Raw genomic sequence first — 25,190 nt, 5'->3', positions numbered from 1 at the left:
TTGCATAAGGAACGGTGAGGTTTTGGAGATTTTAATGGGTTTTGGAAAGAGCTTTTTTCGAAACATTAACTATTTTTCTACTTTCAGGGTGTTTCAGGACCTGTGGCACCTTTGCCGATCTTATAAGTCTGTGTTTTGCCGTCTTCAGCTTTAAATTCGACCGTAATTTGATCTTCTGTAACCTCGGTAAGCTTATACTGCTTATTCGGCGATCCTGGAGGAAGAGCGAACTCCGTATACTCCTCGACCTCTATATCCTGGCCTTCCTGACCCAGTGCATTGAGCCTGAGCACAGCCGTTCTATCATAGTGGGAATAATTGCGGGCTTCCTGCTTGCGGAACTGAGAAGGTATTTCGTAGGTCATACCTTTTTTATTGGGTCTTTGATCCTCGATTTTGACAAATGTGACATCCACTTCGACCTGGATTTTCTCATTCATCACTTTCCGCTTCTCAGAACCAATCAATTTAAAACGGTTCTTCAAAGGCTCCTCAAGGAAGAACAATTGACCGGGAGCAATAGGATTTGCGGCACCCGTCTTGTTCGCATTTCCGGCTGTATCACTATATTCAAAGGTGAAACTTCCACCATCAGCCTCGAAACCGGGTCTCAAAACCCATTGCACAGCTTTATCACTGGAATACTTCAACTTGGAAACCAGGTTTGGATAACTCCTTTTATCATTCGGATCGGTTTTAGCTGTAAATTCTTCCAAGTTGGAAAATCCATCCTCGTCGGCATCGCGCTGCGGCGAATCGCCAAAGCCCGGGTCAATACGATTATCAATCCACCATTGGTTAGGGATCGGCGCGTGAACATCCCCACTCTCCGGTAAATCGACAGGGTTACTCAGATCGTTTTTATTCACAAACAACGGCACACCTGTGAAGAGATCGACGGGTCTTCCCTCGTCTTCACCTTTGATCCATTCTCTATTGAGTTTAAATGAAGCTTCGGCCACCGAGACACGATCCGCATTTGCAACCGCAGGGTTATTGGCACCTACACCTTTGGCTTCGGAACTAAAGTTCTCTTCGACAGAATTAAGTTTTTGCCAGCCAGTAAATGCCAAACCTAGTGCGACTACAGCAGCCGCGCCAATAGTGGCTTTTTCGTAATTTTCAGAAATCCAGGACATATTAAATTTGGGTTTGTATCAAGGTTTCGGGAGCTCCTTGGATGGGAGAAACATGGTAAGGTCAAAGCGAACAAATACGATCACTTCTTCACCACCGAGAACTTGAGCTAGAATGCGGGAGGAATCAGCAGCGGGAGCCGCTGGCTCCGGAGCTGCAGCGGGTGTTTCCTCAACTGGCTCTTCAGAACCGGGAACAACGAAACCGCCGAATGTGTCATCCACATTGGATTCCGGTGTTTCGGCTGTTTTGGCGGTTTCAAACTTCGCATCAGAGACACGTGGCGGAGCGTCATTTTCGTTCACGATCTTAAGACTCCGGACGATGTAGTAGTATGGATCTGTATCACCGAGAGAACTGATGAACTTGCGTGCCGCAGCTTCAGAGCCCTTGAACGAGAATTCAAAGCCAAAGTTACGGGTCACGTCATTTGGCCCAATCTGTGGCTGCCCTCCGTTTTCTTCGGGAATCGCTTCGCGATAGACCTTGATCAGCTGGCTGGGACGTGCAGCGGCGAGATCAAGCAACGCATGTTTCACGCCTTCCAACTGGTAGTTCAGAACGCCAGTGGCATCTGATTTCGCAAGTTGATCGCGGTAGCTTTCAAAACCGAGGAAAAAACCATCGGGAAGTTCACAACCCGCATCTTCGAAAGCCTGGGAGACTTCCGTATTGGCCTCTTTCAATCTTACGGTGAAGTCCTGCGTTGAGATATTTTCGATCTTTTCGGGGCGGAATTTATCGAACAATTTGCTCAAGCCTTCGATAGCGACGCGATGGTCTTCGAGGGCCTTCCGCTTCGCATCCCGGTTCTCTGCCTTCGGGTAAAGGGGAATACTCTCCGATTTTGAGACATTCTGATAGGCCTCCTCAAATCCTTCTTGAGCAGCCTCGTATTTTGCAGCTCCCCTGGAAGCTACGAAAAGGAGCATGGCGCACAGGACTAAGGTAATCCCTGACAAAATGGCAACAAAAGGGTTATTTTTTATCCAATTCATAATTTGGGTATGTAAAGCTAGATAGATGGGTTAATTATTTGACGGATACCGGCCTTGCTAGTGGAAGGATAAGCTCGAACGGGAATCCAAGATCACCGTCCTGCCCCACCGAGCTGATCTTCAAAAGCTGTTCGTCACTCAATGTGACTTCCTTTCCTTTGTCGTCTTTGGTTTGGAAATTGAACACCTCGCTGTTTCCGCGGAGTTTCTTTAAAAGATTGGATACAACTCCCTGACTTTGAGCGTTCTCTCTCCAGAATCCCTTAACGAGGATTGCTGTTGCGGAACCAACGGGCGCAGCTTGCGGCTGGTTTCTGTTATTCCTACGGCCTCCGCCCTGATTATTTTCGACCTTTGCCGGTTGGGCAATGGAACCTTTATTGCCAGCTTGTTCGCTGGCAAAGTCCGCATTTACAACGGGTTTAACCACCGTTTTGGGAGATTTTCCACTAAACGTTTCGTAGCTGTAAACGGGTTCCATATTGGTGATCCACACAGAATCGCTGGCAAACGCTCCCCGTAACTCGCTAAGTAGATTAAACCAATAGGCATGATCAGCTTCGATATTGGTGTAGCTGTTGGCGACGTTATTGAGAGCCTCCTCCTTCTTTAGAAGACCCCGAATCTCGGTTTCAAATGGAGCAAGGGATTCCTCGGTCTCGGCCATGGTGCGTCTTCTATCTTCAGCCTTGGAAGCCGCGACATTTTGAAACGCCGCCCATGCGGCAAACCCGGACACGAGCAAGACCGCTGCACCGATAAGAAACGGCTTTCTGCGATCAGCCGCACGGCTCACCTCAACGGCTTCCGGAACCAGATCGATATTGATCGTAGATTTACCGCTACCACGCAGTCCCAGGCCGATCAACTCGCCCATGGTATGAGCTTCCCGCTGCAACAACTCTGTATCGACGTTTTTCCCGATGGTGACTTGTCCTAACGGATTGAAAAACTCTACCGGCAAGTTGAGTTTCTCCGTGAAGAACTCCAGAGTGTAAGGAAGATTCGCGCCGCCACCGGCAAGGAGAACTTTCCGCGGAGCGCTTCCTCCGTGTTGACTACGGTAATAGTTCGTCGTCCTAGCAATTTCAGAAGGGAGTCTGGTGAGAGCATTGCGAATGACCATTGCAAGTGCAGCAACAGACTCATCAAGATTCTCAGTATGTCCGCCACCTAGAGCGACCAAGCCATTCGTGACCTTTTGATGTTCTGCATCAGCAAAGGAAATATTGTATTCCTTGGCAATGGCCGCGGTCACCGATGCTCCACCGATCGCGATACTCCGGGTGAAGAAACGATTTCCTTCGACATATAGGAGGTTGCTTGTTTTTGCGCCGACATCAATGATCAGTGTCGACTCTTCGGGAGCACCGTAGGTAGCGCGGAAAGCATTGTAGAGTGCCATCGGAGCGACATCCACCTCTGCAGTAGCAAGACTTGAATCATTAACGCTTTTGTTAATTTCATCCAAAGCATCGGCCTTAATAGCAACGATGACGACTTCCTTTTCCCCTTCGCCCTCAATGAGCTCATAATCCCAAACTACTTCGTTGATGGGAAATGGAACATGTTGTTGAGCCTCAAAGGTCACCAACTGCTCGATGTTATCGTCCTGCAGTGGAGGTAGTTTTACAAAACGAGTGAAAACAGTCTGGCCAGAGATCGCATAGCGGACTTTGGATTTGGAGACTTTGAGTTTTTTGACGAGGTCATCAACAGCGACTCGCACCTGGGCATCACGGGATGCTTCGAACGCGGGATCGGCATTGATTGATTCGGATTCATAGCCTTTTAGGATCAATTTGCCGTTCTTCGAAGTTTCGAAAACAGCCAAACCAATGCGTTGGGAACCTATGTTAAGGGCGACGGTAGTCTGGGAATCAGCCATGGTATGGAAAATGGACAGTGGATCTGGTAAAGATAATAAATTTTGGTGATGAACTCAGTAAAACACTGATTAGCGGTTCTCGATCAGGATTTCCGCATAACGGTCCCACCACATATTGGAGAAGGGAGTTTCCGCTTTATTCAAAAGAGGCACCGAGTCACTACGAGAGATTTTATCTGAGGCAGCGTTCCACCAACCTACTTTATTCTTATTGGTCTCTTGAGCGACCTTTTCACCATTCACGAGGACTTCGTAGCCGACCAGTTCGACTGCTCCCTTTCCACCACGATCGCTTCCTGTAAGTCGCGAGATCGATGCCGGCGAGAGGTAAACGGATGAGAAGATTTCCTGGTTCAATGGGACGTTCACGTGCGTGATGTCCTTGGTAAGAAGAAGATACGAGCCCTTCTTGTCCGGATGCTGCACGGCGATATACCATTTAACCAGAATCCGCTCGGCGGTTTTGGAGGGTGGCTCCGGGGACATTTGGACAGTGAATGAAGCCTCGATCTCAAGCCAATCTTTCGGCTTGAAGGATTTCTGCTTACCCCCGCTGAACTCGGGTGAAGGAAGATCATCGAAAGCTGGTTTCGACGCTTCTACTTTGAATGCCTGAGCATTTGCAACTGAGGTCAGAAGAAGGCCAAAGGCGGCACAAGTGATGGTGGACAGGAAAGAAAGTCGGATATTTCGCATACAGTTGGGGTTTCACTGAAAACTAGGTAATCAAACGTCGGGTTGACCAGATAAAAGGATGAAAGAAGTAAATTTTTCTGAGGTAAACCGATAGAATCGCATTCACCACACTCCTAGCCATTGACGAACCTCTCTGCCAAGCACATCACTAGACGCATGCCAGCGCAGTCTTTCAGTTTCAAAAATCCTATATCCCTAGTAGCCGGGAGCTTTGGAGATAGCCAAACAATTGCCTCTGAGACCCCGGATTCACTACGCCAGCAATGTGATATTGCAGAAATTCGTCTTGATTTGATTTTTCCCGAATTCGAAGCCAAGGGCTCCAACCTTTGGAAGCATTTACATCCTTTCCCACTTCTTTTCACCGCCCGCTGCCATTCCGAAGGTTCTCCGTTCGATTTCAACACCGGGGAGAGAGCGGAAATGCTGAAAGCAGCCATTGCCGACGCGGCACTGATCGACATTGAAGCCAAGAACGCGTCCAGTATGACATCTGTTATATCAGCTGCCAACGCGGCCGGGGTGCCATGGATCGCCTCTTACCATGATTTCGACCAGCTACCATCACGTCAAAAGCTGGAAACCCATGCGGAAATCGCCAGAGAAGCCGGTGCGGCCGCTTTCAAGTGCGCGGCAAAACTCCGGACCATGGATGATCTGACAGCGTTGGCCCATTTTCAAATCAGCGAGCATTCCATTCCGGTGGCCACCATGGGAATGGGCGTGTTGGCACCCGTGTCGCGCTTGCTTTGCGCCCAGGCCGGAAGTGTCTTGAATTATGGATATGTGGGTAAAACAGAAACCGCTCCCGGCCAGTGGTCTGCCAAACAGCTCCGCGACTGCATCCATTCCCTTCATCCCTTCCACTGATATGCTGCCAGTATACACACTCGAATCTATCGCACAGACCCGTCGCGATCCGAAGCCCGCGAGGCTTGCAGTCCTCGGTTACCCGGTTTCCCATTCGGCCTCTCCCCAGCTACATCAGCCGGCATTGGACGCCTTCGGGATCAACGCGCGGTATGTGCGGCTCGAAGTCGAACCCGGCGAGCTTCAGAAGGCATTTTCGTTGATGCAGGAACTGAATTTTATCGGGTGCAACGTGACTGTTCCGCATAAGTTCGAGGCGATGGCAGCATGTTCCGAAGTCTCTGCTCAAGCGGAGATTCTTGGAGCGGTGAACACGGTGGTTTTTGATAATCAAAAAATCATCGGCCACAATACCGACGGTCCCGGCTTCATGCAGGCAATAAAGGAGGCTTTCGATTTGCACCTTGGTGACATCCATTGCCTGGTGCTTGGTGCCGGCGGAGGGGCCGGCCAGGCGATTGCAAGCCAATGCGCGTTGCAGAAACCCGCCGAGCTTACCCTGGTCAACCGGAGCCTCGACAAAATCCATAAACTGGTCGCACGGCTGGAATTGCTCTCTCCAGAGACTCGCTTCCACGCACTGACCTTCCAGGACCCCTCTCTGGAAGCTCACTGCCACGCAGCCCGGCTATTGATCCAGACTACATCATTAGGTCTCAAACCCGATGATGCTGAAGTGATTCCGGGAAGCTATATGCGAGCAGACCATTGTGCGTATGATACGATTTACAAACCTGCCGAAACGCCTTTCCTGGCTTCAGCAAAAAGAGCCGGATGTAGGACGGACAACGGATTGAGCTTATTGATTCATCAAGGAGCGATTGCTTTCCAGCATTGGTTCCCGGCAACCGATCCGCTTTCTTATATGCGTCAGGCGATGCAAACGGGCAAATAAGCCGTGTTGCCGGATTTCAATTGAGCCAATCACATGCGAATAGTTTCTCCAAGTGAAAACTCTTGATCCCGCTGCCGGTATCCCGCCTGACTTTCACCCGGACAGTCAACCAGCCTTCCGCTTGTAGAGTATCCACGGAGCTGCCCAAAATTTTCCTACTTTGCAAATTGCTGTCGAAGGCGGTTGAGAGCAATTCGCCGTCCGGATTATTTTGCTTCAAAACAAATTCCGAAGACTCGGAGATCACCTTCATCGGATACCCGAACTCGGGTGCCGCCAAGGTGATGAAAAACTTGCCGGTGTTCGTATTTTGGGGGTCCTGCGACAAACGTTTCCTCGCAAGCAACCGAAATTCTGCGACATCGGGTCCCTCACCGGCTAAAAACAGCACCCAGGGAAAGTCGCTGTAATGGCTGAGATGTCGCCAATCCAGCCTCCAGTCTTCCCCTTCTTTTCTAAAAATGGCGTCGAATGTCTGACCGTCCGGAGTGTCTTCATTCCAGCGGGTAAGGACCATCCACTCACCATTCACATGAATCATTTCCTGATTCTGCCTGCGGAGTTTTCCAAGATTGACTTTCGGAAAAGGGTTGAGCGCGTAAAACCTGGCCATCGCTGCCGCATTCTCGATCGGCTGGTAAACGAATTGATTCCGGGATTCCGGGGCTCCGGCGGTAAAAAAACCTTCCAGCATTTTGCTACATTGAGGTAGCGCCTCATTGAGTAGGCTGATTCTTTCATCAGCTAAAGTTCCCTCGGCCATCGTCCGGGCGTGTGCTCCATCCACGCTCGGCTGATCCTGATTCTTGAAATTATAGATCAGACCAGCCACGAGGAGTAATAGACATGTCCAAACCAGAACCACTCTGAGAAGAATGTTCTTTTGATGTCTTTTTCTGACCGATTTCCGCCCATCGCTCTGAACCAATTCGGGCTTGAGGGAGAACTCGCTGGGCTTCGGCCTGGAAGTTGATGGGGATATCCCGTCTGAGGAAGATGGCCGCTTGGCAGGTTTCTTCCCGCAAGAATCGCAGACCCTGTTTTTATCGAAACCGGAATCCGATTTGAACAGAGAGCCGCAGTGCGCACAGTAATGCCACGCACATTCATTATCATGAGTCATTCACAGTTATCTATCCATCCAGGATAGCCCTGTTAAGTCTTTTATCATCCACTGCCCAGGCAAGCTTTCAGCAGGGCCACGCTCAAGGGACAGTGTAAGCTGAACTTCGTTCTGCGCTTGCCCTGTAATAGGGCTAATGCCGAACATTTTCACCAATTTCTGGTCCAGCTCTGAATCGATTTCCGAATAGATCCAAACGGTATGTAACCGATTAGGTGACATCAGCCGGAAGGAGTGAAACTTCTCCTCTGGCAGGGCGAATGTGAAAAAGTCCGCTTTTGAAAGATATCCCCGTATCTCTCCGGGGTCGCCCTTTCCTTCTTTTAGATCTTCATAGCTCGCCGAGCTGTAAGCCGCTGTTGCTTTCCAGTCCAGTTTCAGCTCGCCACCTTCTATTTGGAAAAACGCGGTAAACTCGGAGAAATCATCATTTCTCCCGCTCATCATGGCGTAGTGGTTCCCATCTTCATCGGCAACAAACCATCGTGCGGAATCGTCCACCTTCCAGTCAGACCGGGTTTCGACGGGGCTCCATGCAGCTTTCGCAATAGGTTCCACATGCGTCCTATCGAACATGAAATCGGCGAAATCGGCAACCGACTCTGCTTTGGCATATCTGGCATATAGTTCCTGCCCGTTTTTCTGACTAATATTAAGAAGCTCGATCTGTTTGGAATCTTCCATCTCAGTTCCCATTGCAGCTTCCGGGATTTCATCCGCGATCTCCAGCTGGCTATATAAGGATTTGTCAGACTCCCGCACCTCCGTCTTGCCGAATTTCTGGCTTAATATGACCGAAAGTACAATCAAGGATATCACGCCGATTCCCGTGTAAATCATCCAGCCGGCGGAACGTCCGCCTTGCTGCTCGCCCCAGTCTCCACGTTCTCCCGCCACAAATTGTCTGCGTTGCCGGCCAACTGCTTCCTGCTTTGCCTCCTCCACTTGGGACGGTGTGACCTTTTCCGGGATCTGAGGGACGGATTTGAGATTAGCTGGCGTGGGATCCACCCGGCTGATCTCATGAACCCGATGTTTCACGGAACTACCCGAAGATACAGGCAGGGTCACTTTCTCTATTGTTTCGTTGGCGGCCTCCTCTTCGGGATTAGGGATTACTTCAAGCGACCGGACCGGAGATTTTTTCGACCTTCCTTTTATAGGAGTAGGTTTAACCGGCGGTAGATTTGACGAGCCAGATAGAGATTTACCCTGGTGCTCAGATTTCTTTTTTCCCGGGACTCTTCCCCCGGAGGCTTCTTTTTTCGAGGGACCCGACTCGCCCGGTCCATCGGATGGCGCATCCAAATCCGATTGGGACTTGGGCTCATAACGGGTTACATGGCGGCCTTTGAAGCCCAGATTACCCTGAACCCTCTCTTCTCTCTTGGGAGGCACTACAAAATCCTGCTTAAGAGGGATCTGCTCTTCGGGAGGATCTTCATCATCCCATCCATCATCCGGAAGAACTTCCGGGGCATGATTATTGGGGTCTTCGTGTTCGGGTTTCATACTGGTGATTTCACATTGAATCTCATACCGGACCGATCTTCCGGCATCTCGCATTCAACGGCACAAGTTGCACGCTAATAACCAGATGACAACTTGGAAACCAGACTTTGGGCAGCGCGTTCAAATGCGTCTGGAAGGGCATTTTGTCTGGCTGTCTGAAGGTTCGAATCTACAAAAAATGAGCTGAACCCTTGGTTCGATCCACTGCCGAGAATCTTCGTGGGATCTTTCGCATCACGCAACACCCAGTCGATGGACACGCGGTTGGTCAGCTCTTCCGCAAGGAGCGAGTCCAAGCGGGAGCTCCTCAGGGTCGAGTATTCGATAGTGGATATTTTTCCCTCCAGAACTGCGTCAGCATTGCTGCCTGCAGCAATCCGGTAGGTGCCGTCCTGGACAATTGCATCCGTTACCGCAGAGGTCGCCAGTGATTCAGCACGGGGATGCAAGGTGCCGTTTTTGAACATCGGCACCGATATGGTCTTCACTGCGGCCAGAGAAGGAGGCTTCGCCCCTCCAAGATGATACCCGCCACACGAGCATGAAATAAGGCCGAGCAATAAGAGAAGAAGTGTTTTCATAGAAAAAGGAGAAAGCCGTAATCGTTACTCGCCGAGCTCTTTCAACCGGGCTTTCGCCTTGTCATAGGCGGCGCCGGATCCAGCTTTCCTGAGCACCTCGCGATAGTAAATTTTCGCGGACTCGTATTGTCCGGCCTTATCGTAGTATTCGGCAATTTCCACGGAGCGTTGCAGCTCGCGGCTATTTAGGTTCTTGGAAAGCCGACGTGCCTCCGCATTCTTGGAGTGCCCCGGATATTGTAGGAGATAATCTTGAAATGCCTCACCCGCGAGATCGAGAGTGGCCTGATTGCGGTTGCCTCGATCCGCTTCCTCCATGAGCACCACACCCACCCGGAAAAGTGCTTCAGGAGCATAGCTGCTTTCCGGCTGATCCCTCACGAGCTTGCGATATGCTTCGATCGCCTCTTTGGCTTTTTTCTTTCCCTGGTAAAGCTCGCCGATGGTGAACTGGGCTTTTGCCGAAGTCGCCGAGCGCGGCGCATTGTCACGCACCTTCGAGAGCATCTCCACCACCTTGTCCGTGGAAAGCTTGGAACGAAGTCCGAGGAAGCTGGATTTCACTTCGCCGTCCGCAGCGCCTTGCGCCATTTTTGCCTGTCGCTCGAGCGCGGTGGAATAAAGGCCACTGCCCTGATAGCGGGTGAGAAACTTCTGATAGGCATCGAATGATTTTTGAACTTCACCTCTCTGTTCCAAAAGCTCCGCCTGGCGGAAACGTGCCTGCGCTGAAGAGGGTGCGAAGGGATATTTATCGGCAACATTTTCGTATTGCTTGATTGCCTTGGTGGTTTTCCCCGCATCGTCTGCGGCTTTGGCCTTCTGATAGAGGGCCTCGCCTTCACTGGACGCAGCCTGGGTATTGCCCGCCAGCATCATGACATCGTCATTATTGCTGCAGGAAACCATCATTCCTGCTCCTGCGGCAATTGCGACAACCAATGGAAAACACTTCTTCATGGCCTCGACCATAAGAACTTTGGCGCGGCGGGAAAGCTGAAATTACAAGGAAGATGAAGTCACACCGGACCGGGAATGAAAAAGCTCACTCCAGCTTCAGTTCTTTCCAAGCTCTGTCGCCTTATCACAGGCCGCGCCCACCGCTTTAATAAATGCGGACCGCACATTTTTTTCCTCTAAAACGGCCAAAGCTGTGATGGTAGTGCCACCGGGCGAGGTAACCATGTCCTTCAATACAGCCGGGTGTTGACCGGTCTGCAGCACCATCTCCGCCGCGCCGCTCACCGTCTGTGCCGCAAGTTTCAGCGCATCCTCCCGCGGCAGGCCACAAAGCACTCCCCCATCGGCCATGGCTTCTATGATCATGTAGATGTAGGCGGGGCCGCTGCCGGACACCCCGACCACCGCATTCATAAGTTTCTCAGGCACTCTGGATGAGAGTCCCACAGCATCCAGCAACGCACTAACCACCTTCTCATCCTCCGGGACACAACGCTCCCCGAGGCAATAACCCGTCGCACCTTTGCCGATAAGCGAGGGTGTATTAGGCATCGTGCGGACGACGCGGACTTCGGCAGGCGTGTGTTTTTCGAGGTTTTCCAGCGTGACACCCGCTGCCACCGAGATCAGCAGTTTGTCCCCCTTTCCATCAAATCGGCAATCCGAGAGGGTTTTATAAACATCCTGTGGTTTGGTGCCGAGCAGCAGGACGTCAGAATGGCTTACCAGCTCTTCCAGATTGGCAGTAATTCCTGCACCTGTGGCCTTTGCAAAGCGCTCTCTGGAAGCTTCGGTGCGGGAAATTCCCATCACATCTCCGGCTCCGACTACACCGGCTTCGATCACACCCTTGATCAGTGCCGTCGCCATTTTCCCACATCCGATAATTCCGATTTTCATGGCGGAAGGCTTATACGAAATCTCTCTCGTTGCGAGCGTCATTTTCCTTGGGAATTTCAAATCACTGCACCATCTTTCGCACATGAAATACTTTCTCACCTGTTTCTTGCTGATGGCAGGAATAATGAACTCGCAGGCTCAAGTAGATACTGACGAGCAGGCCATTATCGGCGAAATGCCAACCTTGGAAAAATGTATTCCAGATGCAGTCAGCAAGCTCGGACCGCCTTCCGTATTCCCTTTCCACAAAGGCTTGGTGACAGCAGTCAGCGCTGCCAACGAAGAGGCTCAAATCCACACACTACAAGGGCTTAATCATCTACATGGCGGATGGGAATTCGAGGCAAGCCGCCATTTCGCGATCGCCATGAAAGCGGATCCACATTGCCTGATGGCTCACTGGGGGATGATTATGACGATGCTTGCCCCTTCTCCGGAGACCGATGCCAATCGCTTGGCTACAACCGAAAGAATGCTGGAGCTTGTGAGCGCCGGCGAAGGAACCGAACTTGAACGGGGATTCGCATACAGTCTGATCAAGTATATCGAAGAGGGCCCCAAAGGAGCCGCCACTGCGTTCAAGCGTGTCGCGGAAAAATTCCCCGGAGAACTCCAGTCGGAAATTTTCGCCGCGTTGTTTGGCCGTGGCGGATATGACGAATTGGGAGAAATCACCCCGGACCAAGAAAAATCCGAGCAACGGCTGCTCAAGCTCATCGAACGCGATCCGAATGCAGCCCTTCCACTTTATGCATTATTGCTCATCCGCGCCGAGTCGCCCGACCTACAGCCCTCGCTGGAAATGGCTCGCAATCTATGCCAGATGGTTCCGGACTACGCCCCGTATTTTCACCTTCTGGGCCATTACGAGTGGCGCTGTGGAGAGCACTCCAAAGCTGCCTCGGCCTTTGCAAGATCCGCCACACTGTATTCCATCTGGATGAAAGAAAATAAAGTCGCTCCCGCGGATTGTGGCGAATGGGTGCGCTCCGAATGCTACCGCGTCGTTGCCCTGGCATCCAAGGGTGACTTCGACAATGCACTCGCCTCTGCGGAAAAAATCGCCAATACCACGGTGGATCCCGAGCGCCCGTTCGCATTCGGAACCCGGCAGCTATTATGGGATGCGAAAACATTACCCGCTCGGGTGCTACTACGCCGCAGCCGCGAAGGGGATTCGGCAAAGGCTCTGGCATCTCTTCCGACGCCAGAGGAAGGTGCTCCGTTCCGTGAGAAATCTCTATCCTACTGGTGGGTGGATGGTCTTCGCATATCGCTTGAAGCGCAACGCCTGCTTGACGCGGGAGAGTTGGAAAAAGCCGGAGATACCATCGGGGCTGTCAGCTACCACGGCCAGGCAATGGCAAAAAAACAGAATATTGCCGCCGCCATAGGAGAGCGTTCCGAATGGTTACGTTCCTTCCGGGCTCTTGAGGTTCTCGCGGCCGAATTACGCGGCAGGCTAGCTCTTGCCGGCCCCCCTGCCGGTCACGGCTCCGCATTCAATTGGTTCCGCGCTGCGACTGACCGCCAGCGACCTGCCACCATGCTGAGCCCTCCTCCTCTGCTTACCCCCATGGTTACCCGTTTGGGAGACTACTATATTGCTCGCAATCAACCCGCCGAGGCTATTGAGGCATACACCGAAGCCCTTATGAAATTCCCCAATGATCATGAGACATTACAGAGGCTCGAAAGCGCCCGCTCCAAGATCAAGACCGGAGATTCCGCGGAATGATTCCCAAGCATTCTGAAACCTGAGTTTTCCACCCGTAAAAAAAGCCGGAACACCAATTGGTGCCCGGCTTTTTCATTTCTTCAGAACGCGACCTTCAGGAGGCTCCCACCGGCTGCTCGGCGGACAAAAGTTCTTTCACACGGTGTGCAATGATTCCGGATAGAATCCCCTCGCCTTCCTCGATGAGGAAATCACAGTAATTCGAGGCGACCGCCTCCAGATCCGAGGAATATTCGATCCCCAGGGATTCAAAGCCCTCGAGCGCTTTCTCAAAGTGTTTCCGAGCCCAACTGCGATCCCCCGTCTTCAGATAGGCAAGTGCCAGATTGTTGTGCGATTGTGCGGTATCTGGATGGCTTTCTCCGAAGATACTACGGCGGGTTTCCAATGCCATCATGTGCATTTCACGCGCTTGATCGAGATACCCGGCTGCCAAGTACACGGCCCCTAGATTGTTGGATACTGAAGCGGTTTGCGCATGCTTCTCACCTACTTCCGAGTGGAGAATTTTCAGGGCCCGCAGGAAAAAATCCTCGGCGGAATCCAGATCGCCACCCGCTTTTGCAATAAAGCCAAGATTGTTCGTCATCGTGGCAACATCAAGAAGGAGCGGCGGTTCACACTTCTCAAAGTAAGTCACAGCTTTTTTCCAGGCATCGATTACTCTCTCGGTGCGTCCCTGGGCATCATAGGCCGCCCCGATCAATGCATACAGCCGTCCCAAATCACTGAATTTTTCCGGCCGTTCGCGAAGGTTTTCAATGGCCTTGTTCGCGTCTGAAATGACCTCGTTGTAATTTTGCTGGGCTAAATAAACACTGCTACGCAGTTCCAATGCGGCGGCCAAGGACTCATCAGCCTCTTCTCCGACTGTTAGGGATTTCCGGCATTTGTCCACGGCCTCATTCGCGGTTTTCAGAGCCTCAGCGAGGTTGCCCTCATCAAGCATTTTCTCAATTTGCTCACGCATGGCCTGGATAAAATTCACTGTAGGTGTTTCCATTCTATTTTTTTTAGGGGGGGACGGAGCTTAAACGCTAAAATTTCGATTTGACCAGATCAAACCTTCAAATCCCCGACAACCTATCGAGCAACTGCTTCCGGCTATACGGCAGGACTCCTAAATGCTCTCTCAAGGAGACCTCCGCCAACCCCTTTCCGGCAAGCACTCCTAACAATTTTGCCAATTCTTTTTCGAAGTGGAAAAGCGCCTTTGGAGTCGGCTCGGAATGATCCAGAAAATCCAGACCACGTCTCAGCAGATCAAACAGTCCCGGATCTCCATGCATCGGTTCCACTGCCGCTTCGAGCAACTGGCAGAAATATCCAGCCATCAGGGTTGTCAAATATTGTCGCCTCAGCCCCTGCCGCCAATTTGAAATCGAGACCTCCCGCAGGCTGTGCAGTTCTCCCCTGCGCGCTGGCACGATCGCTATTTCTCCGGAAAAAAACAGATCCAGTTTCCCGGCAAAAGGACTCTTCGGGCGAAGCGCTCCCTTGGCCACAGTTTTCACCAAACCTTCGTCCTCACTATACCAGTGCACGATCAAACTGGTGTCCGTCAGGCGCGTTGTTCGTATCAATATAGCTTCTGTGGAAATCACCTTGAATGAATGAATTAAAGTTTCGGCTTGATACCCTGCTTTCGCTGCCTTAGCCAATGTCCAGCAACCATGGGCCAGCAATCAAACAAAATCATCAAACGCCGTCGTCGTGCGGATTATCTCAAGCGCAAAAAGGAACAAGCCAAACTTGGCGGAATCCTTCCAAAGGCAACTCTCAAAAAAGTAGCAGCAAAAGATTCTTCCGACGATGAAGAGGTAAAGAAAGCTCCAATCAAAAAAGCCGCGAAAAAAGCTCCCGCCAAAAAGGCAGCTAAGAAAGCAGCTAAGAAAACTGAAACTGACGAATCCAGCGAGAGCTGAAGCCGTAAGAAACTCATTATTTCACGGAAAAGCCGGACTCCCTTTGATGGGGGCCGGCTTTTTCTTTGCAGAAACTTTCCTCTTTTCGGTTTTTCAGCTTTTCAGCTTTTACCGCTTTACCCAACCTCCCGCTCGAACGGTGAAGCCAGATCCACAATCATTCAGGCTTTTCCACGCATCTTCCCAATCCTGTTAATTATATGAAAATCGTAGTCGCATACTCCGGAGGTCTAGACACCTCCGTCCTCCTCCTCTGGCTCAAAGAAAAATACAACGCGGAGATCATCGCATACTGTGCGGATGTCGGCCAAGGTGATGAGCTTGACGGGCTCGAAGCCAAAGCCCTCTCCACAGGTGCTTCCAAGTGCTACATCGGGGATCTCAAGGAAGATTTTGCCCAGAACTACATTTTTCCAATGATCCAGGCCGGAGCGATCTACGAAGGCCGTTATCTGCTTGGCACCTCCATTGCCCGTCCTTGCATCACAAAGGATATGATCGACATCGCGATCAAAGAGGGCGCTGACGCGATCGCTCACGGCGCTACCGGCAAGGGCAATGACCAGGTCCGCTTCGAGCTATCTGCGGCGGCACTTGCACCTCAGGTCAAATGCATTGCCCCATGGCGTGATGCGGAATTCCGCAAGCAATTTCCCGGTCGCGCGGAGATGATCGCCTACGCGGAGGAACACAATATTCCGATCAAGGCCTCCATGAAAAAGCCTTACTCCATGGATCGCAACCTTCTTCACATCTCCTTCGAAGCAGGAGCTATGGAAGACCCGTGGTATGATGCGACTACCCCGGAGGACACCGATATGTATGTCCTCTCCGTTTCCCCGGAAGATGCTCTGGACAAAGCTGAATATGTGGAAATTCTTTTCGAAAAGGGCAATGCCATCGGACTTCGTCATGAAAATCTGGATGCAGTCCTTGAAGAGGTTGGGGATGTGAAAGCCACCAGCCAGCAGGACGGCTACACATTACTCAGTGCCTATGGCGTCATGCGTGTGCTCAACCTCCTCGGTGGCCGCAACGGAATCGGGCGGGTAGATATTGTGGAGAACCGTTTCGTCGGCATGAAATCCCGTGGCATCTACGAGACCCCGGGCGGCACAATTCTCCTCGCTGCCCACCGCGATCTTGAGACGCTCGTTGTCGACCGCGAAGCGATGCACATCCGGGACTCTCTTATTCCGAAATACGCCCAGCTCGTTTACAACGGCTTCTGGTTCGCCCCGGAGCGCGAGGCGATCCAGGCTCTTGTAACCGAGACACAGAAAACCGTTTCAGGTGAGGTTCGGCTCAAACTCTACAAAGGTAATGTTATGCAGGCAGGCCGTCGCAGCCCGCACAGCATGTATTCCGAAGCTGTCGCCACGATGGAAGGCGGCCAGGAAGAAGCCTATAATCAAGACGATGCCACAGGCTTTATCGCACTAAACGCTCTGCGTCTCAAAGCAGTCGCCAACCAGAAGTAATTTCCCATCGAAAGCCAGGCCATCGCCGCATCCCGCGGTGATGGCCTTTTCTATTTATAATCCGCCGAATGAACCTCATCGAAAGAGCTCTGCTTCCTCTTGGGCGCATCTGTCCGGCCCTATATGAGTTTATATGGTTCGGGCTGAAACAAGCTTGGGCGTGCATCTTCGGGGCACTGCTACTCATCGGCATCCTAATCACCAGGGTCTGGTATCCCGATATTCCTCTGGCCCGTTACGATGCCCTGGTATTTTACGCTGTGGCAATCCAGGTCCTGATGCTTGTTCTCAAACTGGAATCCTGGAGGGAAATCTGCGTGATTTTTCTGTTCCATTTGATGGCTACAGCGATGGAATTGTTCAAAACCTCCGAGGAGATCGGATCCTGGGCTTACCCGGAGAACTCTTTCCTACGGATCTACAATGTGCCGCTCTTTGCAGGTTTCATGTATTCCGCCGTTGGTAGTTACATGGCCCGTGCGTGGCGGGGATTCCACTTTCATTTCACAGAATTTCCGCCTCTATGGCTGGCCGGAGCGATCTCCGTTCTGGCATATCTGAATTTCTTTACTCACCATTATTTCCCGGATATTCGCTGGATATTGATCGCAACAGGCGCCGTGGCATTCTGGAAAACCCGTATTCACTTCAAGCCGAAGAACAGGACATTGAAAATGCCACTATTGATCGGCTTCCTCCTCGTATCCCTGACGATTTTCATCGCGGAAAACCTCGGAACCATCGCCCGTGCGTGGACCTATCCCGATCAGAAGTCTGGCTGGAAACCGGTTCATTTTTCGAAACTTTCCGCATGGTATTTACTCATGCAGCTCTCGTTTGTGCTTATCTATGCTCTGCGCCAACTGGAAGCAAAGCTGGGGGTGAACGGGCCGGAAAAGATCATTCCAGGGAAAGCTATATAGACAGCAGCACCTCTCCGGAAGAGACCTGATCGGGAATCAAAGCACTGGATCAGCAGAACAGACCCGCACTTCATCAGCTTGGATAATTCCCTCAATCGATCCGTTAAGCTCCACGAGTAGTTCGCCACTACTGCCAATCCCTTTTACCCGGCCACTGCGGTGATTACCCCCTTGGAGAAACTTCACCTGCTTCCCTGTGAGTGCACACCGCTGCCTCACACCATCTAGCAATTCTTCGAAATCAGATTCAATACGGCCGCTGTATTTCGCCAGTCGTTTTAACACTTCCAGTAAAACCTCGGCCCGTGAAATTTCCCGGTCGCACTCCTTTTTCAGCGAGGTGGCCAGCAATTCATCGGGGAACTTTTCCGGATTCACATTGATCCCGATCCCGATAATCACGAAATCTGCACCTGCCTCCACAAGAATCCCCGCAATTTTCCGGTCATCAATCAGGACATCATTCGGCCATTTGATTGCGGCCATCGGTAAAAACCTTTCCAAGCCTTCTGCCACTGCCAAACCTGTCGCGAGAGAAAAGCGTGACCAAAGATGCTTTGGAGCACGTGGTCGCAAGAGCACGGAAAAAGCAAGATTCTCGCCCTTCGGAGAAAACCAGGCAGCCCCTCTCCTTCCCCGTCCCGCAGTTTGTTCCTCACCAATTAAAACCAGCCCTTCCGACATGCCCTGTCCCGCCAGGATACGGATTTCGTCATTGGTGGAAGTGACTTTCTCCCGCCACAGGATCCTATAGGGATCCGGCAGCAATATCGCAATTTCATCAAAATCACTCATTTTCCACCTACGAAGTCCAACCCGATATCGAGACTTGGCGACGAATGCGTCAAGGCACCCACTGAGATGAAATCCACACCGGTCTCCGCGATTTCGACGACCGTGCTCAGATTTACCCCACCGCTCGCTTCGAGGCGCACCCGGTGCTTGTCACCGCGTATTTCCACCGCCTCCTTCAGTTCTTCCAAGCTCATGTTATCGAGTAGGATGTAATCCACTCCTTCGAGTTCCACGAAGGCGCGGACCTGCTCCAAGCGATCCGCTTCCAGCTCCACTTCGACATGTGGTTTATCGGCCTTTACCTGTTGAATGGCCTTTTGAACGGCTTCGATACCTCCTTCGGCTGCCAGGTGATTGTCCTTCACCATCGCCCGGTCGTAGAGTCCCATCCGGTGGTTTGTCCCTCCGCCATCCAGCACGGCTTGCTTTTCCAGAGCCCGGTAGCCCGGCGTGGTTTTCCGCGTATCGAGGATCCGCGCACGCGTGTGCCTGACCAGATTCACATAGCGGGCCGTCATCGTAGCCACGCCGGAAAGTCGCTGCAGGAAATTGAGAGCCGTCCTTTCCGCCGTAAGTATCGAGCGGGCTTTTCCTTCTACCCGGATCAGCATCGCTCCGGGACCGACTTTACTCCCGTCCTCTACTAAAATCTGCACTTCCAGATTCGGATCCACCTCGAGAAAGACCGCTTTTGCAAGCTTCACGCCGGAAACGACTCCTTCTTCCCGCACCGTCACAAATGCTATGGCGGTCTTGTTCTCCGGGACGAAATATTGGGAAGTCACATCGCCCTCACCAATATCCTCCTCCAAAGCCATCATAATCAATTCCTGCGACATATTCTTTGGGTATTCCTTATTTCAGAAAGTTAAAAGTTAAGATTTCACCCGCCGTCATTATTCTCCCAATACGGTCAGCGCAATTTTCCGCGAATGAGGATCCCGCCGGTGCTCAAAAAGAAATATTCCCTGCCAGGTCCCCAGAACCATCCGCCCCTGATGAATTGGTATTACTTCACTGGAACGTGTCAAAACCATCCGGATATGACTTGGCATATCGTCAGGACCTTCATGCGTGTGGATAAAATCCGCATCATCCTCCCGCACCAATCGATCGAACCACCGCTCAAGATCTCTTCGCGCGGAGGGATCGGCATTCTCCATCAATATCAAACTGGCGCTGGTATGCCTCACGAAGACGGTAACCTGACCGTTCTCTATCCCGGAGGCGCGGACTATCGCAGATACCTCGTCGGTGATTTCATAAGTCCCCTTGCCCCGCGTCTGCAAAGTCATTTGATCGGTAAAAACTTTCATGACCCCAACCAATACCAAGTTCCCTTCCCGGAAAAGTTTGGATTTTCCATTATGAGAGACGAAAACATTACTTAATTTATCTGAAGGCCTCGAGAGTTTCAGCCTCAGCCAAGTTCAGAAATCGCACCCGGTTCCCGCTGGTTCTCAGGACCGAAAAAAAGCGTGATCCATCGATCTGCTCCATCGCGGATACCCGCTCTTTCGCTGCCGTTTCGAACATATCCGCGATTTCCTTACTCTCGAATTCGACGTCCCAGAGCAGCCCCGAAGACATATCTCCATCGGCAAAAAGCGTATAGCCATCCCGCATCCACCCGCGTGCGACCTCTTCCGCCACACCCACATCGCCCATTTCGGAAAGCCATAGCCGCAAACCAAGATAGCCGGCGCTTTCCTGGAGATAAATTTCATCGGGAAATTCCGGGAAGTCGATTTTGCCTCCCCGGGGATCTTCTCCGGGAAGAACGATCCCGAAGGTATTCGCTGGGGCATTGCGCATTCCTTCGGAAAATTCCCCGATTCCTTTCACAAACAGAGTATCTGCCAGGCCTTTTCCTTCCACCACGGGAAACATCGTAAGTCCCTGGATAAAATCGGGCAGCGCCAGCAACAGGCGGGAAGCCGCGCCAGCATCATTCATGGGCACAAAGCCGATTCCCCGGGCACTCGCCGCATAAAAACGCGTTTCTGCACCGGAAGCAGCACCAGCGTGCAAAGCTTCCCGGGCACGCGCCGCGTCATCTCCGGGATAGGACGGAGCAGGTGGAAAATGCTGATTCAGCAAAACCCTTACCAGTAGACGCAGCATTGCCGCCTGGTCGGGAATATTTTTCAGGTCGAATTTATCTGTCACCCAGGCTTCTCCGGTTTGCTCGTCAAACCACCCAACAGCCCCAACCGAGCGCACGGCAGCGAGTTGATTGAGCAGATTGTCCTCCGCGCGCAGCCAGCCGATGCGTCGATAAGCCTCTTGCCTATCATCCATCCCTTGTGGTCCCAACCGGCTCTCCAGCGCGGCCTCCACCCGGTAACCCAGCTCCTCCGTGGCTATCCTATGCACCACCGGATTTGAAATGAAGTGTAGTCCGTAGTCTTTCTCCACCTGAGCGATCATTTCCGCAGGCACGGCGACTTCCCCGCCTCCCTGTGCGAGTGAGCGCAAGGACTCGTTCTCGTCGGTAAGTATCTCGATCTCCTCCTGGGCAATTCTCAACTGGTTCTCGATTCCTTGGATCACCGAGGCATCTACAGAGCCACCCTGCCTTTGCCCAAACATCCAGCCACCCACTCCGATGGCCGCTCCGATGAGAAGTGGCAATAACTGCGTTCCAGAGATCATCTTCGGAGAAAAAACTATCGTCCCTGGGAGCCGGAGAACGGATCAACATCCAGCGCCGTTGGTCCTCCATAAACTTCTTCCGCGGTTTTTCCCGGGATCAGTGTAATCGCAATCGGCGCACTGCGGTTTCCGAGAGCATCATAAGTATAGATGAAACGGCGCACCGGCATTTCCTTACCCGTATTCGGATCGATCCTTTTCACGCGGGAGTCGAACATACGCTCTTCCACCAACTGCCCATCGGACTTGCGATAGCCATAACTGGTTTTGAACATCTCATTCTTCTGCCCGTCGTAAATCTTACACCCCGTGGGATTTCCGTGAGCATCCATGCGGTAGATGGTCACAAGATACATGGCACCATTGGCCGTAAATGTTTTCTTCGTGAGCGTGCGGTTATCCGGACTACGGGTGAAGACGGTGCGGGAGCCATCGTCATGCCGCATCACACGCACGTTGGGGCCGTCAACCGCGTCAAAACCCGCATCATCGGCCTTTGCTCCGAGGACGCAGAGTATGGATATTGCCAGAATACGGAGAAACTTCATTCCAAGAAACATGCCGATTCCCGACAGGAGTGCAAGCCGCTATTCCCCACTTCAATTTCTGTTATCCCATCGAAACAGATCGTCCGGATGCAATGCTAGACTTTATCCTTCGCCGCAAGATCCTCAAACCATCCTCCCCTGGCAGTAACCCACTTTCCTTTCTTAATAACCTTCGAGAAACCTAGCCCCTCCTTGGCAGCCGCTTCAAATACATCCCATGCCTGGCTAGCGAGAATACCTGAAACAACAAGATCACCGCCTTTACCCAGAGATTTTGCAATAACAGGCCACGCTTCTATCAAAACCGTAGAGAACAGGTTCGCGAGAACTACGTCGTAACCACTTTTACGAGGTTTCCATTTTAGAACGTCCTGTTCTTCCATCACCACTTCGGGAGTTTTATTGCGCTCGGTGTTTCGCTTCGCCACTCCGACAGCAAATGGATCGAAATCACATCCCCAAACTTCACTGGCACCCAGCTTACTGGCTCCAATGGCAAGCAACCCAGTGCCTGTGCCAAGATCTGCAACCGACCATTTTTCACCCTTCCGCTCCCGCGAGATATCCACAAGAAAACGCATACATGTCGACGTTGTCGCGTGATCGCCCGTGCCGAATGCCATCTCGGGGGGAATCACAATCAGCTCCCGCTTTGGAAACTCCTTCTGAAGTGCAACAAGCTCCTTTTCACCCGTCTCAGAAGTGACGAGGAAAACATCCCGGACTTTCAAAGGACGTGGTGGCTCGGGTGTTTTCTTCCAATCCGCATCCTTCACCTTACGCACTGACCCGCCGAACTGCTTCACAATTTCCTCTCCCTCCGCCTCAGAATCGCAGTAAACCTGCACCCGGACGGATTTTCCTCCCTTTATATATTCCACGACGAAATTCGGATTCCCCGCAAAGCGCTCTTCCCACGCGTCGATCCACTGGGCTCCTGAAAGTTTTGACCACAAATACATTTGCCGGAATATCGACAAATCATTAGCATTCAGGCAAATAAAATCACCTCGTAGAAATGAAAAAAGCCACCGCATTTGTGGTGGCCTGGAAATAAAATGGAGCGGGCGATGAGATTCGAACTCACGACATCCACCTTGGCAAGGTGGCGCTCTACCACTGAGCTACGCCCGCGTTACGCTTACCTTTCGGCTTTCGTGTTGCGCGTGCGGATTTGTTACCCATCGGCCGATTTTCTTCAAGATAAATCTGCTAAAAAATGCGAAAAATTTTCCTCCACCTTTTCCGTCCCTGATTCTACCTATATCCAGCTGAATTATGTCCGACAAACTTTCCCAAATCATCGCTACTAAACATCTAGAAGTTGAAGCCCTCCTGCCACGCGCGGGTCACCTGAGAGCAGCCGCTTTGCAACGGAACGATTTCCGCGGCTTCCGCGCCGCGTTGGATCGTGGTCCTGCGAATCTGGGCCTCATCGCCGAGGTGAAAAAAGCTTCACCCTCCGTCGGTTTGATCGATCCGGACTTCGATCCCATCCGCCAGGCAGGGAGATACATGGACGGTGGCGCATCATGCCTATCCATCCTCACCGATGAGCAATACTTCCAAGGCTCGCTGGGTTATCTGAGTAAAATCTCGGAGTTTTCCACGATTCCCCTGCTACGCAAGGACTTCACCATCCATGAAACACAAATCCACGAAGCTGTCATTGCGGGCGCTGATGCCATTCTTCTGATCGTAGCGGCTCTGGACGATGAATTGCTGCGTCGTCTTTATGACGAGGCCAAATCCTTCCAACTCGATGTGCTTGTGGAAGTTCACGATCTTCCCGAGATGGAGAGAGCCTTGGATCTCGGCGCGGATTTGATCGGCGTGAACAACCGTAACCTCAAAACCTTCGAGGTCGACATGGCGACCACCGAACGCTTGGCCGAAGAAGTCCCCGATGAAGTCTTACTTGTATCAGAAAGCGGTATCAAAACCCACGAAGACGCTCTCCGTGCTCTCAAAGCCGGCGCGAACGCATTGCTTATCGGGGAAACATTAATGCGTGCGGAGAATCCCTCCCTGGCAATTGAGGAGTTTATGACTCTGACAATTTAGTCGTATCCGTTTTTTGCAATTTACCTACAAGGAGTTAGCTTGATCCATGTCTGAAAATACATCCAGCAAGTCATCAGGGAACCATTCGGAAAATCATCTGACCGAAAAGGACATTAAACGCGGTGAGGAAGACTCGAAAGACAAATCCCATCTCAGAGCCAATGAAGAAGATGCGCATATCCCGGATACAGAGCTCACCAACTCGAAACCCGAGGACTCAGAGAAAAACGAAAATGATCCCACGAGTGGCAAATCAGCGACGAGCTGATCTGCCACAAAAGACTCCTACTTCCGCCTGAAGGCCTAGCAGCCTGTTGAAGAACGGCAATTCGGAGATGGCGGGATAAAAACCTCGTTCCGGCAGCTTTTCGGGTCGTCATCGCTCAGAAATTCGACGAGACGCTCTGATAATCTTTCCCAGACACTCCTCAGGGTCGACAGAAGCGTCCTGAGTAGGTCAGACAAACCCCGGCCCGGGGTTCTGTTGCCTGCCAGCCACTGCTTGACGGTGCCGTATCCGGTGAGATGTCGCATCATCAGGGACAGGTTGTGCGTGAGCGCGGCGGCGAGCTGGCGTTTGCTCAGGTTCACTCTGCCTCGCAAGGTCGCGCGGCGGTGTTTGCCATGGTCGAGCACGTGACAGAAGCTTCGCTCGATGTGCTCGCCGCGTTTTCTCAGCAGCGCTTTGCCGCTCTCGCTCCTCACTGCACGCCTCGCTTTGGAGAGCACCTGACGCACGATGCCGCTCTGCTTGTCGCGCCGCCGTTTGGATTCGTGGGGGTCGCCGATGATCACGCGCACGCGCTCGTTCTGCAGGCCGCAGACCTGTTCGACGGAGAAATACCCTTCGTCGGCGGTCAGGCTGGTGAGAACCTTGGTTTGTTCCGGGTCGTCGCAGACCCGCGCGAGGACTTCGCCGACGGCCATCATCCGTTGCGCGAGCTCCTCGGTGTCGCCCTGATCGCCGAGCCGGGTCTCGGCTGCTACGATGGCCCCCGTATCAAGATCGGTGACATGTTCGGGCTTGTAGATCATGTCGCAGGCTCCGTGCTTGGTCATGCCGATCCTGGCGTCGGGGTCGTGGGGGTTGACCCACTCTTGGTTGCTGGTCTTGCGGCCCTCGCGCTTCTTGTCGAATCGGCGCACGGCCCTGGTGTCGTCGGGATCGATGCCGGCCTGGGCGGCAAGACGCTTCACGTATTCCCAATACTGTTCCTCGGTGTTGCGATGGACGAGTTCGCGCAGCGAGGCGTTGGCTTCGATGACGCTGGAGTCGATGCCGAGGTTGCGGCCCTTGAGCAGGCCCCGTTCGCGCAGGCCGCTGAGGACGAGCTCGAAAGCTGCCTGATAGATCTCCGGGCCGAGACGTCCGCGGATGACACTGAGGCTGGAATGATTCGGGGTGGCTTCGTGGATTCCGTAACCCAGAAAGCAACGCAACGAGAGCGAGTCCTCACAGCGGCTGGCGATGGCGCGTTCGCTGGGGAGATTCTCGAAGAAA

At 52.3% G+C, this 25,190-nt stretch carries 25 protein-coding genes, 1 tRNA gene and 1 pseudogene; 8 read left to right on the top strand and 19 right to left on the bottom strand.

The features are described from left to right. Window positions 1-83: 83 nt before the first annotated feature. The 4 genes from ACFSSA_RS14595 to ACFSSA_RS14580 form a co-directional block, all read right to left on the bottom strand. Window positions 84-1,139 (bottom strand): Amuc_1099 family pilus-like system protein, encoded by a 1,056-nt coding sequence (locus tag ACFSSA_RS14595; RefSeq protein WP_386821320.1) that lies wholly within the window; start codon window positions 1,137-1,139, stop codon window positions 84-86. Between the two features lie 18 nt (window positions 1,140-1,157). Further along, window positions 1,158-2,135 carry an Amuc_1100 family pilus-like protein gene (locus ACFSSA_RS14590; RefSeq protein ID WP_386821319.1) on the bottom strand — a complete coding sequence of 326 codons (978 nt, stop codon included), beginning with the start codon at window positions 2,133-2,135 and terminating at the stop codon, window positions 1,158-1,160. A gap of 34 nt (window positions 2,136-2,169) precedes the next feature. Then, window positions 2,170-4,023 (bottom strand): Amuc_1101 family PilM-like pilus complex protein, encoded by a 1,854-nt coding sequence (mul2B, locus tag ACFSSA_RS14585; protein ID WP_386821318.1) that lies wholly within the window; start codon window positions 4,021-4,023, stop codon window positions 2,170-2,172. A 69-nt stretch (window positions 4,024-4,092) separates the two neighbouring features. After that, the gene (locus ACFSSA_RS14580) at window positions 4,093-4,719 is read right to left on the bottom strand and encodes an Amuc_1102 family pilus-like protein (RefSeq protein WP_386821317.1); all 627 of its coding nucleotides are present in this window, start codon (window positions 4,717-4,719) and stop codon (window positions 4,093-4,095) included. A gap of 156 nt (window positions 4,720-4,875) precedes the next feature. Between ACFSSA_RS14580 and ACFSSA_RS14575 the strand changes: the two genes are divergently transcribed. Both ACFSSA_RS14575 and aroE read left to right on the top strand, forming a co-directional pair. Next, window positions 4,876-5,589, top strand: coding sequence for a type I 3-dehydroquinate dehydratase (locus ACFSSA_RS14575; protein WP_386821316.1), 714 nt, complete (start codon window positions 4,876-4,878; stop codon window positions 5,587-5,589). 1 nt (window position 5,590) lies between these two features. Then, window positions 5,591-6,484, top strand: coding sequence for a shikimate dehydrogenase (gene aroE / locus ACFSSA_RS14570; RefSeq protein ID WP_386821315.1), 894 nt, complete (start codon window positions 5,591-5,593; stop codon window positions 6,482-6,484). Window positions 6,485-6,500: 16 nt separating this feature from the next. On the opposite strand, the gene ACFSSA_RS14565 is transcribed toward aroE, so the two are convergent. The 5 genes from ACFSSA_RS14565 to proC all read right to left on the bottom strand — a co-directional run bounded on the left by ACFSSA_RS14565 (window position 6,501) and on the right by proC (window position 11,602). Further along, the gene (locus tag ACFSSA_RS14565; protein WP_386821314.1) at window positions 6,501-7,316 is read right to left on the bottom strand and encodes a hypothetical protein; all 816 of its coding nucleotides are present in this window, start codon (window positions 7,314-7,316) and stop codon (window positions 6,501-6,503) included. Window positions 7,317-7,613: 297 nt separating this feature from the next. Beyond that, window positions 7,614-9,119, bottom strand: a complete 1,506-nt coding sequence (locus ACFSSA_RS14560) for a hypothetical protein (RefSeq protein WP_386821313.1) — start codon at window positions 9,117-9,119, stop codon at window positions 7,614-7,616. 74 nt (window positions 9,120-9,193) lie between these two features. Further along, the gene (gene lptE, locus ACFSSA_RS14555) at window positions 9,194-9,700 is read right to left on the bottom strand and encodes an LPS assembly lipoprotein LptE (RefSeq protein ID WP_386821312.1); all 507 of its coding nucleotides are present in this window, start codon (window positions 9,698-9,700) and stop codon (window positions 9,194-9,196) included. A gap of 24 nt (window positions 9,701-9,724) precedes the next feature. Then, the gene (locus ACFSSA_RS14550) at window positions 9,725-10,660 is read right to left on the bottom strand and encodes an outer membrane protein assembly factor BamD (RefSeq protein ID WP_386821311.1); all 936 of its coding nucleotides are present in this window, start codon (window positions 10,658-10,660) and stop codon (window positions 9,725-9,727) included. A 96-nt stretch (window positions 10,661-10,756) separates the two neighbouring features. Continuing rightward, entirely contained in the window at window positions 10,757-11,602 is an 846-nt protein-coding gene (gene proC / locus ACFSSA_RS14545) for a pyrroline-5-carboxylate reductase (protein WP_386821310.1), read from the bottom strand. Between the two features lie 40 nt (window positions 11,603-11,642). Between proC and ACFSSA_RS14540 the strand changes: the two genes are divergently transcribed. Beyond that, window positions 11,643-13,298 carry a tetratricopeptide repeat protein gene (locus ACFSSA_RS14540; RefSeq protein ID WP_386821308.1) on the top strand — a complete coding sequence of 552 codons (1,656 nt, stop codon included), beginning with the start codon at window positions 11,643-11,645 and terminating at the stop codon, window positions 13,296-13,298. A gap of 94 nt (window positions 13,299-13,392) precedes the next feature. Here the strand turns inward: ACFSSA_RS14540 and ACFSSA_RS14535 are convergent, their stop codons facing one another. Together ACFSSA_RS14535 and recO are read right to left on the bottom strand one after the other, a co-directional pair. Continuing rightward, the gene (locus tag ACFSSA_RS14535) at window positions 13,393-14,301 is read right to left on the bottom strand and encodes a tetratricopeptide repeat protein (protein WP_386821307.1); all 909 of its coding nucleotides are present in this window, start codon (window positions 14,299-14,301) and stop codon (window positions 13,393-13,395) included. A gap of 64 nt (window positions 14,302-14,365) precedes the next feature. Beyond that, window positions 14,366-14,902, bottom strand: a complete 537-nt coding sequence (gene recO, locus ACFSSA_RS14530) for a DNA repair protein RecO (RefSeq protein WP_386821305.1) — start codon at window positions 14,900-14,902, stop codon at window positions 14,366-14,368. 165 nt (window positions 14,903-15,067) lie between these two features. On the opposite strand from recO, the pseudogene ACFSSA_RS14525 reads away from it, so the two are divergent. The 3 genes and pseudogenes from ACFSSA_RS14525 to ACFSSA_RS14515 form a co-directional block, all read left to right on the top strand. Then, window positions 15,068-15,202: pseudogene (locus ACFSSA_RS14525) on the top strand (DNA-binding protein); the annotation flags it as partial. Between the two features lie 221 nt (window positions 15,203-15,423). Continuing rightward, complete coding sequence (locus ACFSSA_RS14520) at window positions 15,424-16,704, top strand: argininosuccinate synthase (RefSeq protein WP_386821304.1); 1,281 nt, start codon at window positions 15,424-15,426, stop codon at window positions 16,702-16,704. 68 nt (window positions 16,705-16,772) lie between these two features. After that, the gene (locus ACFSSA_RS14515) at window positions 16,773-17,627 is read left to right on the top strand and encodes a DUF817 domain-containing protein (RefSeq protein WP_386821303.1); all 855 of its coding nucleotides are present in this window, start codon (window positions 16,773-16,775) and stop codon (window positions 17,625-17,627) included. 36 nt (window positions 17,628-17,663) lie between these two features. Here ACFSSA_RS14515 and ACFSSA_RS14510 read toward each other — a convergent pair whose 3' ends face one another. The 7 genes from ACFSSA_RS14510 to ACFSSA_RS14480 all read right to left on the bottom strand — a co-directional run bounded on the left by ACFSSA_RS14510 (window position 17,664) and on the right by ACFSSA_RS14480 (window position 22,759). After that, window positions 17,664-18,422 (bottom strand): biotin--[acetyl-CoA-carboxylase] ligase, encoded by a 759-nt coding sequence (locus ACFSSA_RS14510; RefSeq protein WP_386821302.1) that lies wholly within the window; start codon window positions 18,420-18,422, stop codon window positions 17,664-17,666. Further along, window positions 18,419-19,261, bottom strand: coding sequence for a carboxylating nicotinate-nucleotide diphosphorylase (nadC, locus tag ACFSSA_RS14505; RefSeq protein ID WP_386821301.1), 843 nt, complete (start codon window positions 19,259-19,261; stop codon window positions 18,419-18,421). The genes ACFSSA_RS14510 and nadC overlap by 4 nt, the downstream gene beginning before the upstream one ends. Before the next feature lie 57 nt (window positions 19,262-19,318). Then, window positions 19,319-19,738, bottom strand: coding sequence for a secondary thiamine-phosphate synthase enzyme YjbQ (locus ACFSSA_RS14500; RefSeq protein ID WP_386821300.1), 420 nt, complete (start codon window positions 19,736-19,738; stop codon window positions 19,319-19,321). Between the two features lie 76 nt (window positions 19,739-19,814). Further along, window positions 19,815-21,077, bottom strand: a complete 1,263-nt coding sequence (locus ACFSSA_RS14495) for a hypothetical protein (protein WP_386821299.1) — start codon at window positions 21,075-21,077, stop codon at window positions 19,815-19,817. A 14-nt stretch (window positions 21,078-21,091) separates the two neighbouring features. Next, window positions 21,092-21,625 (bottom strand): hypothetical protein, encoded by a 534-nt coding sequence (locus tag ACFSSA_RS14490; RefSeq protein WP_386821298.1) that lies wholly within the window; start codon window positions 21,623-21,625, stop codon window positions 21,092-21,094. Window positions 21,626-21,720: 95 nt separating this feature from the next. Next, complete coding sequence (locus ACFSSA_RS14485) at window positions 21,721-22,587, bottom strand: 50S ribosomal protein L11 methyltransferase (protein WP_386821297.1); 867 nt, start codon at window positions 22,585-22,587, stop codon at window positions 21,721-21,723. 97 nt (window positions 22,588-22,684) lie between these two features. Beyond that, window positions 22,685-22,759 (bottom strand) — tRNA-Gly (locus ACFSSA_RS14480). A 144-nt stretch (window positions 22,760-22,903) separates the two neighbouring features. Between ACFSSA_RS14480 and trpC the strand changes: the two genes are divergently transcribed. Both trpC and ACFSSA_RS14470 read left to right on the top strand, forming a co-directional pair. Beyond that, entirely contained in the window at window positions 22,904-23,689 is a 786-nt protein-coding gene (gene trpC, locus ACFSSA_RS14475; RefSeq protein ID WP_386821296.1) for an indole-3-glycerol phosphate synthase TrpC, read from the top strand. 46 nt (window positions 23,690-23,735) lie between these two features. Next, the gene (locus tag ACFSSA_RS14470; RefSeq protein ID WP_386821295.1) at window positions 23,736-23,957 is read left to right on the top strand and encodes a hypothetical protein; all 222 of its coding nucleotides are present in this window, start codon (window positions 23,736-23,738) and stop codon (window positions 23,955-23,957) included. Window positions 23,958-23,992: 35 nt separating this feature from the next. On the opposite strand, the gene ACFSSA_RS14465 is transcribed toward ACFSSA_RS14470, so the two are convergent. Next, window positions 23,993-25,190 (bottom strand): transposase (locus ACFSSA_RS14465; RefSeq protein ID WP_386821294.1); only part of this gene is annotated, 1,198 nt, incomplete at its 5' end.

Origin of the sequence: Luteolibacter algae (assembly GCF_042683045.1) — a bacterium.
Taxonomy (GTDB): domain Bacteria; phylum Verrucomicrobiota; class Verrucomicrobiia; order Verrucomicrobiales; family Akkermansiaceae; genus Luteolibacter; species Luteolibacter algae.
The sequence above is the reverse complement of the archived record's forward strand: the minus strand, read 5'-3'. Positions and strand labels throughout refer to the sequence as shown.

What these genes read in the sequence shown, in the direction of transcription:
- ACFSSA_RS14515 (WP_386821303.1), top strand. Translation starts at nt 16,773, where the DNA reads ATGAACCTCATCGAAAGAGCTCTGCTTCCTCTTGGGCGCATCTGTCCG.
- ACFSSA_RS14495 (WP_386821299.1), bottom strand. Translation starts at nt 21,077, where the DNA reads ATGATCTCTGGAACGCAGTTATTGCCACTTCTCATCGGAGCGGCCATC.
- ACFSSA_RS14550 (WP_386821311.1), bottom strand. Translation starts at nt 10,660, where the DNA reads ATGAAGAAGTGTTTTCCATTGGTTGTCGCAATTGCCGCAGGAGCAGGA.
- ACFSSA_RS14520 (WP_386821304.1), top strand. Translation starts at nt 15,424, where the DNA reads ATGAAAATCGTAGTCGCATACTCCGGAGGTCTAGACACCTCCGTCCTC.
- ACFSSA_RS14490 (WP_386821298.1), bottom strand. Translation starts at nt 21,625, where the DNA reads ATGAAGTTTCTCCGTATTCTGGCAATATCCATACTCTGCGTCCTCGGA.
- mul2B (WP_386821318.1), bottom strand. Translation starts at nt 4,023, where the DNA reads ATGGCTGATTCCCAGACTACCGTCGCCCTTAACATAGGTTCCCAACGC.
- ACFSSA_RS14560 (WP_386821313.1), bottom strand. Translation starts at nt 9,119, where the DNA reads ATGAAACCCGAACACGAAGACCCCAATAATCATGCCCCGGAAGTTCTT.
- lptE (WP_386821312.1), bottom strand. Translation starts at nt 9,700, where the DNA reads ATGAAAACACTTCTTCTCTTATTGCTCGGCCTTATTTCATGCTCGTGT.
- proC (WP_386821310.1), bottom strand. Translation starts at nt 11,602, where the DNA reads ATGACGCTCGCAACGAGAGAGATTTCGTATAAGCCTTCCGCCATGAAA.
- ACFSSA_RS14540 (WP_386821308.1), top strand. Translation starts at nt 11,643, where the DNA reads ATGAAATACTTTCTCACCTGTTTCTTGCTGATGGCAGGAATAATGAAC.
- ACFSSA_RS14595 (WP_386821320.1), bottom strand. Translation starts at nt 1,139, where the DNA reads ATGTCCTGGATTTCTGAAAATTACGAAAAAGCCACTATTGGCGCGGCT.
- aroE (WP_386821315.1), top strand. Translation starts at nt 5,591, where the DNA reads ATGCTGCCAGTATACACACTCGAATCTATCGCACAGACCCGTCGCGAT.
- ACFSSA_RS14590 (WP_386821319.1), bottom strand. Translation starts at nt 2,135, where the DNA reads ATGAATTGGATAAAAAATAACCCTTTTGTTGCCATTTTGTCAGGGATT.
- ACFSSA_RS14500 (WP_386821300.1), bottom strand. Translation starts at nt 19,738, where the DNA reads ATGAAAGTTTTTACCGATCAAATGACTTTGCAGACGCGGGGCAAGGGG.
- ACFSSA_RS14470 (WP_386821295.1), top strand. Translation starts at nt 23,736, where the DNA reads ATGTCTGAAAATACATCCAGCAAGTCATCAGGGAACCATTCGGAAAAT.
- ACFSSA_RS14485 (WP_386821297.1), bottom strand. Translation starts at nt 22,587, where the DNA reads ATGTATTTGTGGTCAAAACTTTCAGGAGCCCAGTGGATCGACGCGTGG.
- ACFSSA_RS14580 (WP_386821317.1), bottom strand. Translation starts at nt 4,719, where the DNA reads ATGCGAAATATCCGACTTTCTTTCCTGTCCACCATCACTTGTGCCGCC.
- trpC (WP_386821296.1), top strand. Translation starts at nt 22,904, where the DNA reads ATGTCCGACAAACTTTCCCAAATCATCGCTACTAAACATCTAGAAGTT.
- ACFSSA_RS14575 (WP_386821316.1), top strand. Translation starts at nt 4,876, where the DNA reads ATGCCAGCGCAGTCTTTCAGTTTCAAAAATCCTATATCCCTAGTAGCC.
- ACFSSA_RS14535 (WP_386821307.1), bottom strand. Translation starts at nt 14,301, where the DNA reads ATGGAAACACCTACAGTGAATTTTATCCAGGCCATGCGTGAGCAAATT.
- nadC (WP_386821301.1), bottom strand. Translation starts at nt 19,261, where the DNA reads ATGTCGCAGGAATTGATTATGATGGCTTTGGAGGAGGATATTGGTGAG.
- ACFSSA_RS14510 (WP_386821302.1), bottom strand. Translation starts at nt 18,422, where the DNA reads ATGAGTGATTTTGATGAAATTGCGATATTGCTGCCGGATCCCTATAGG.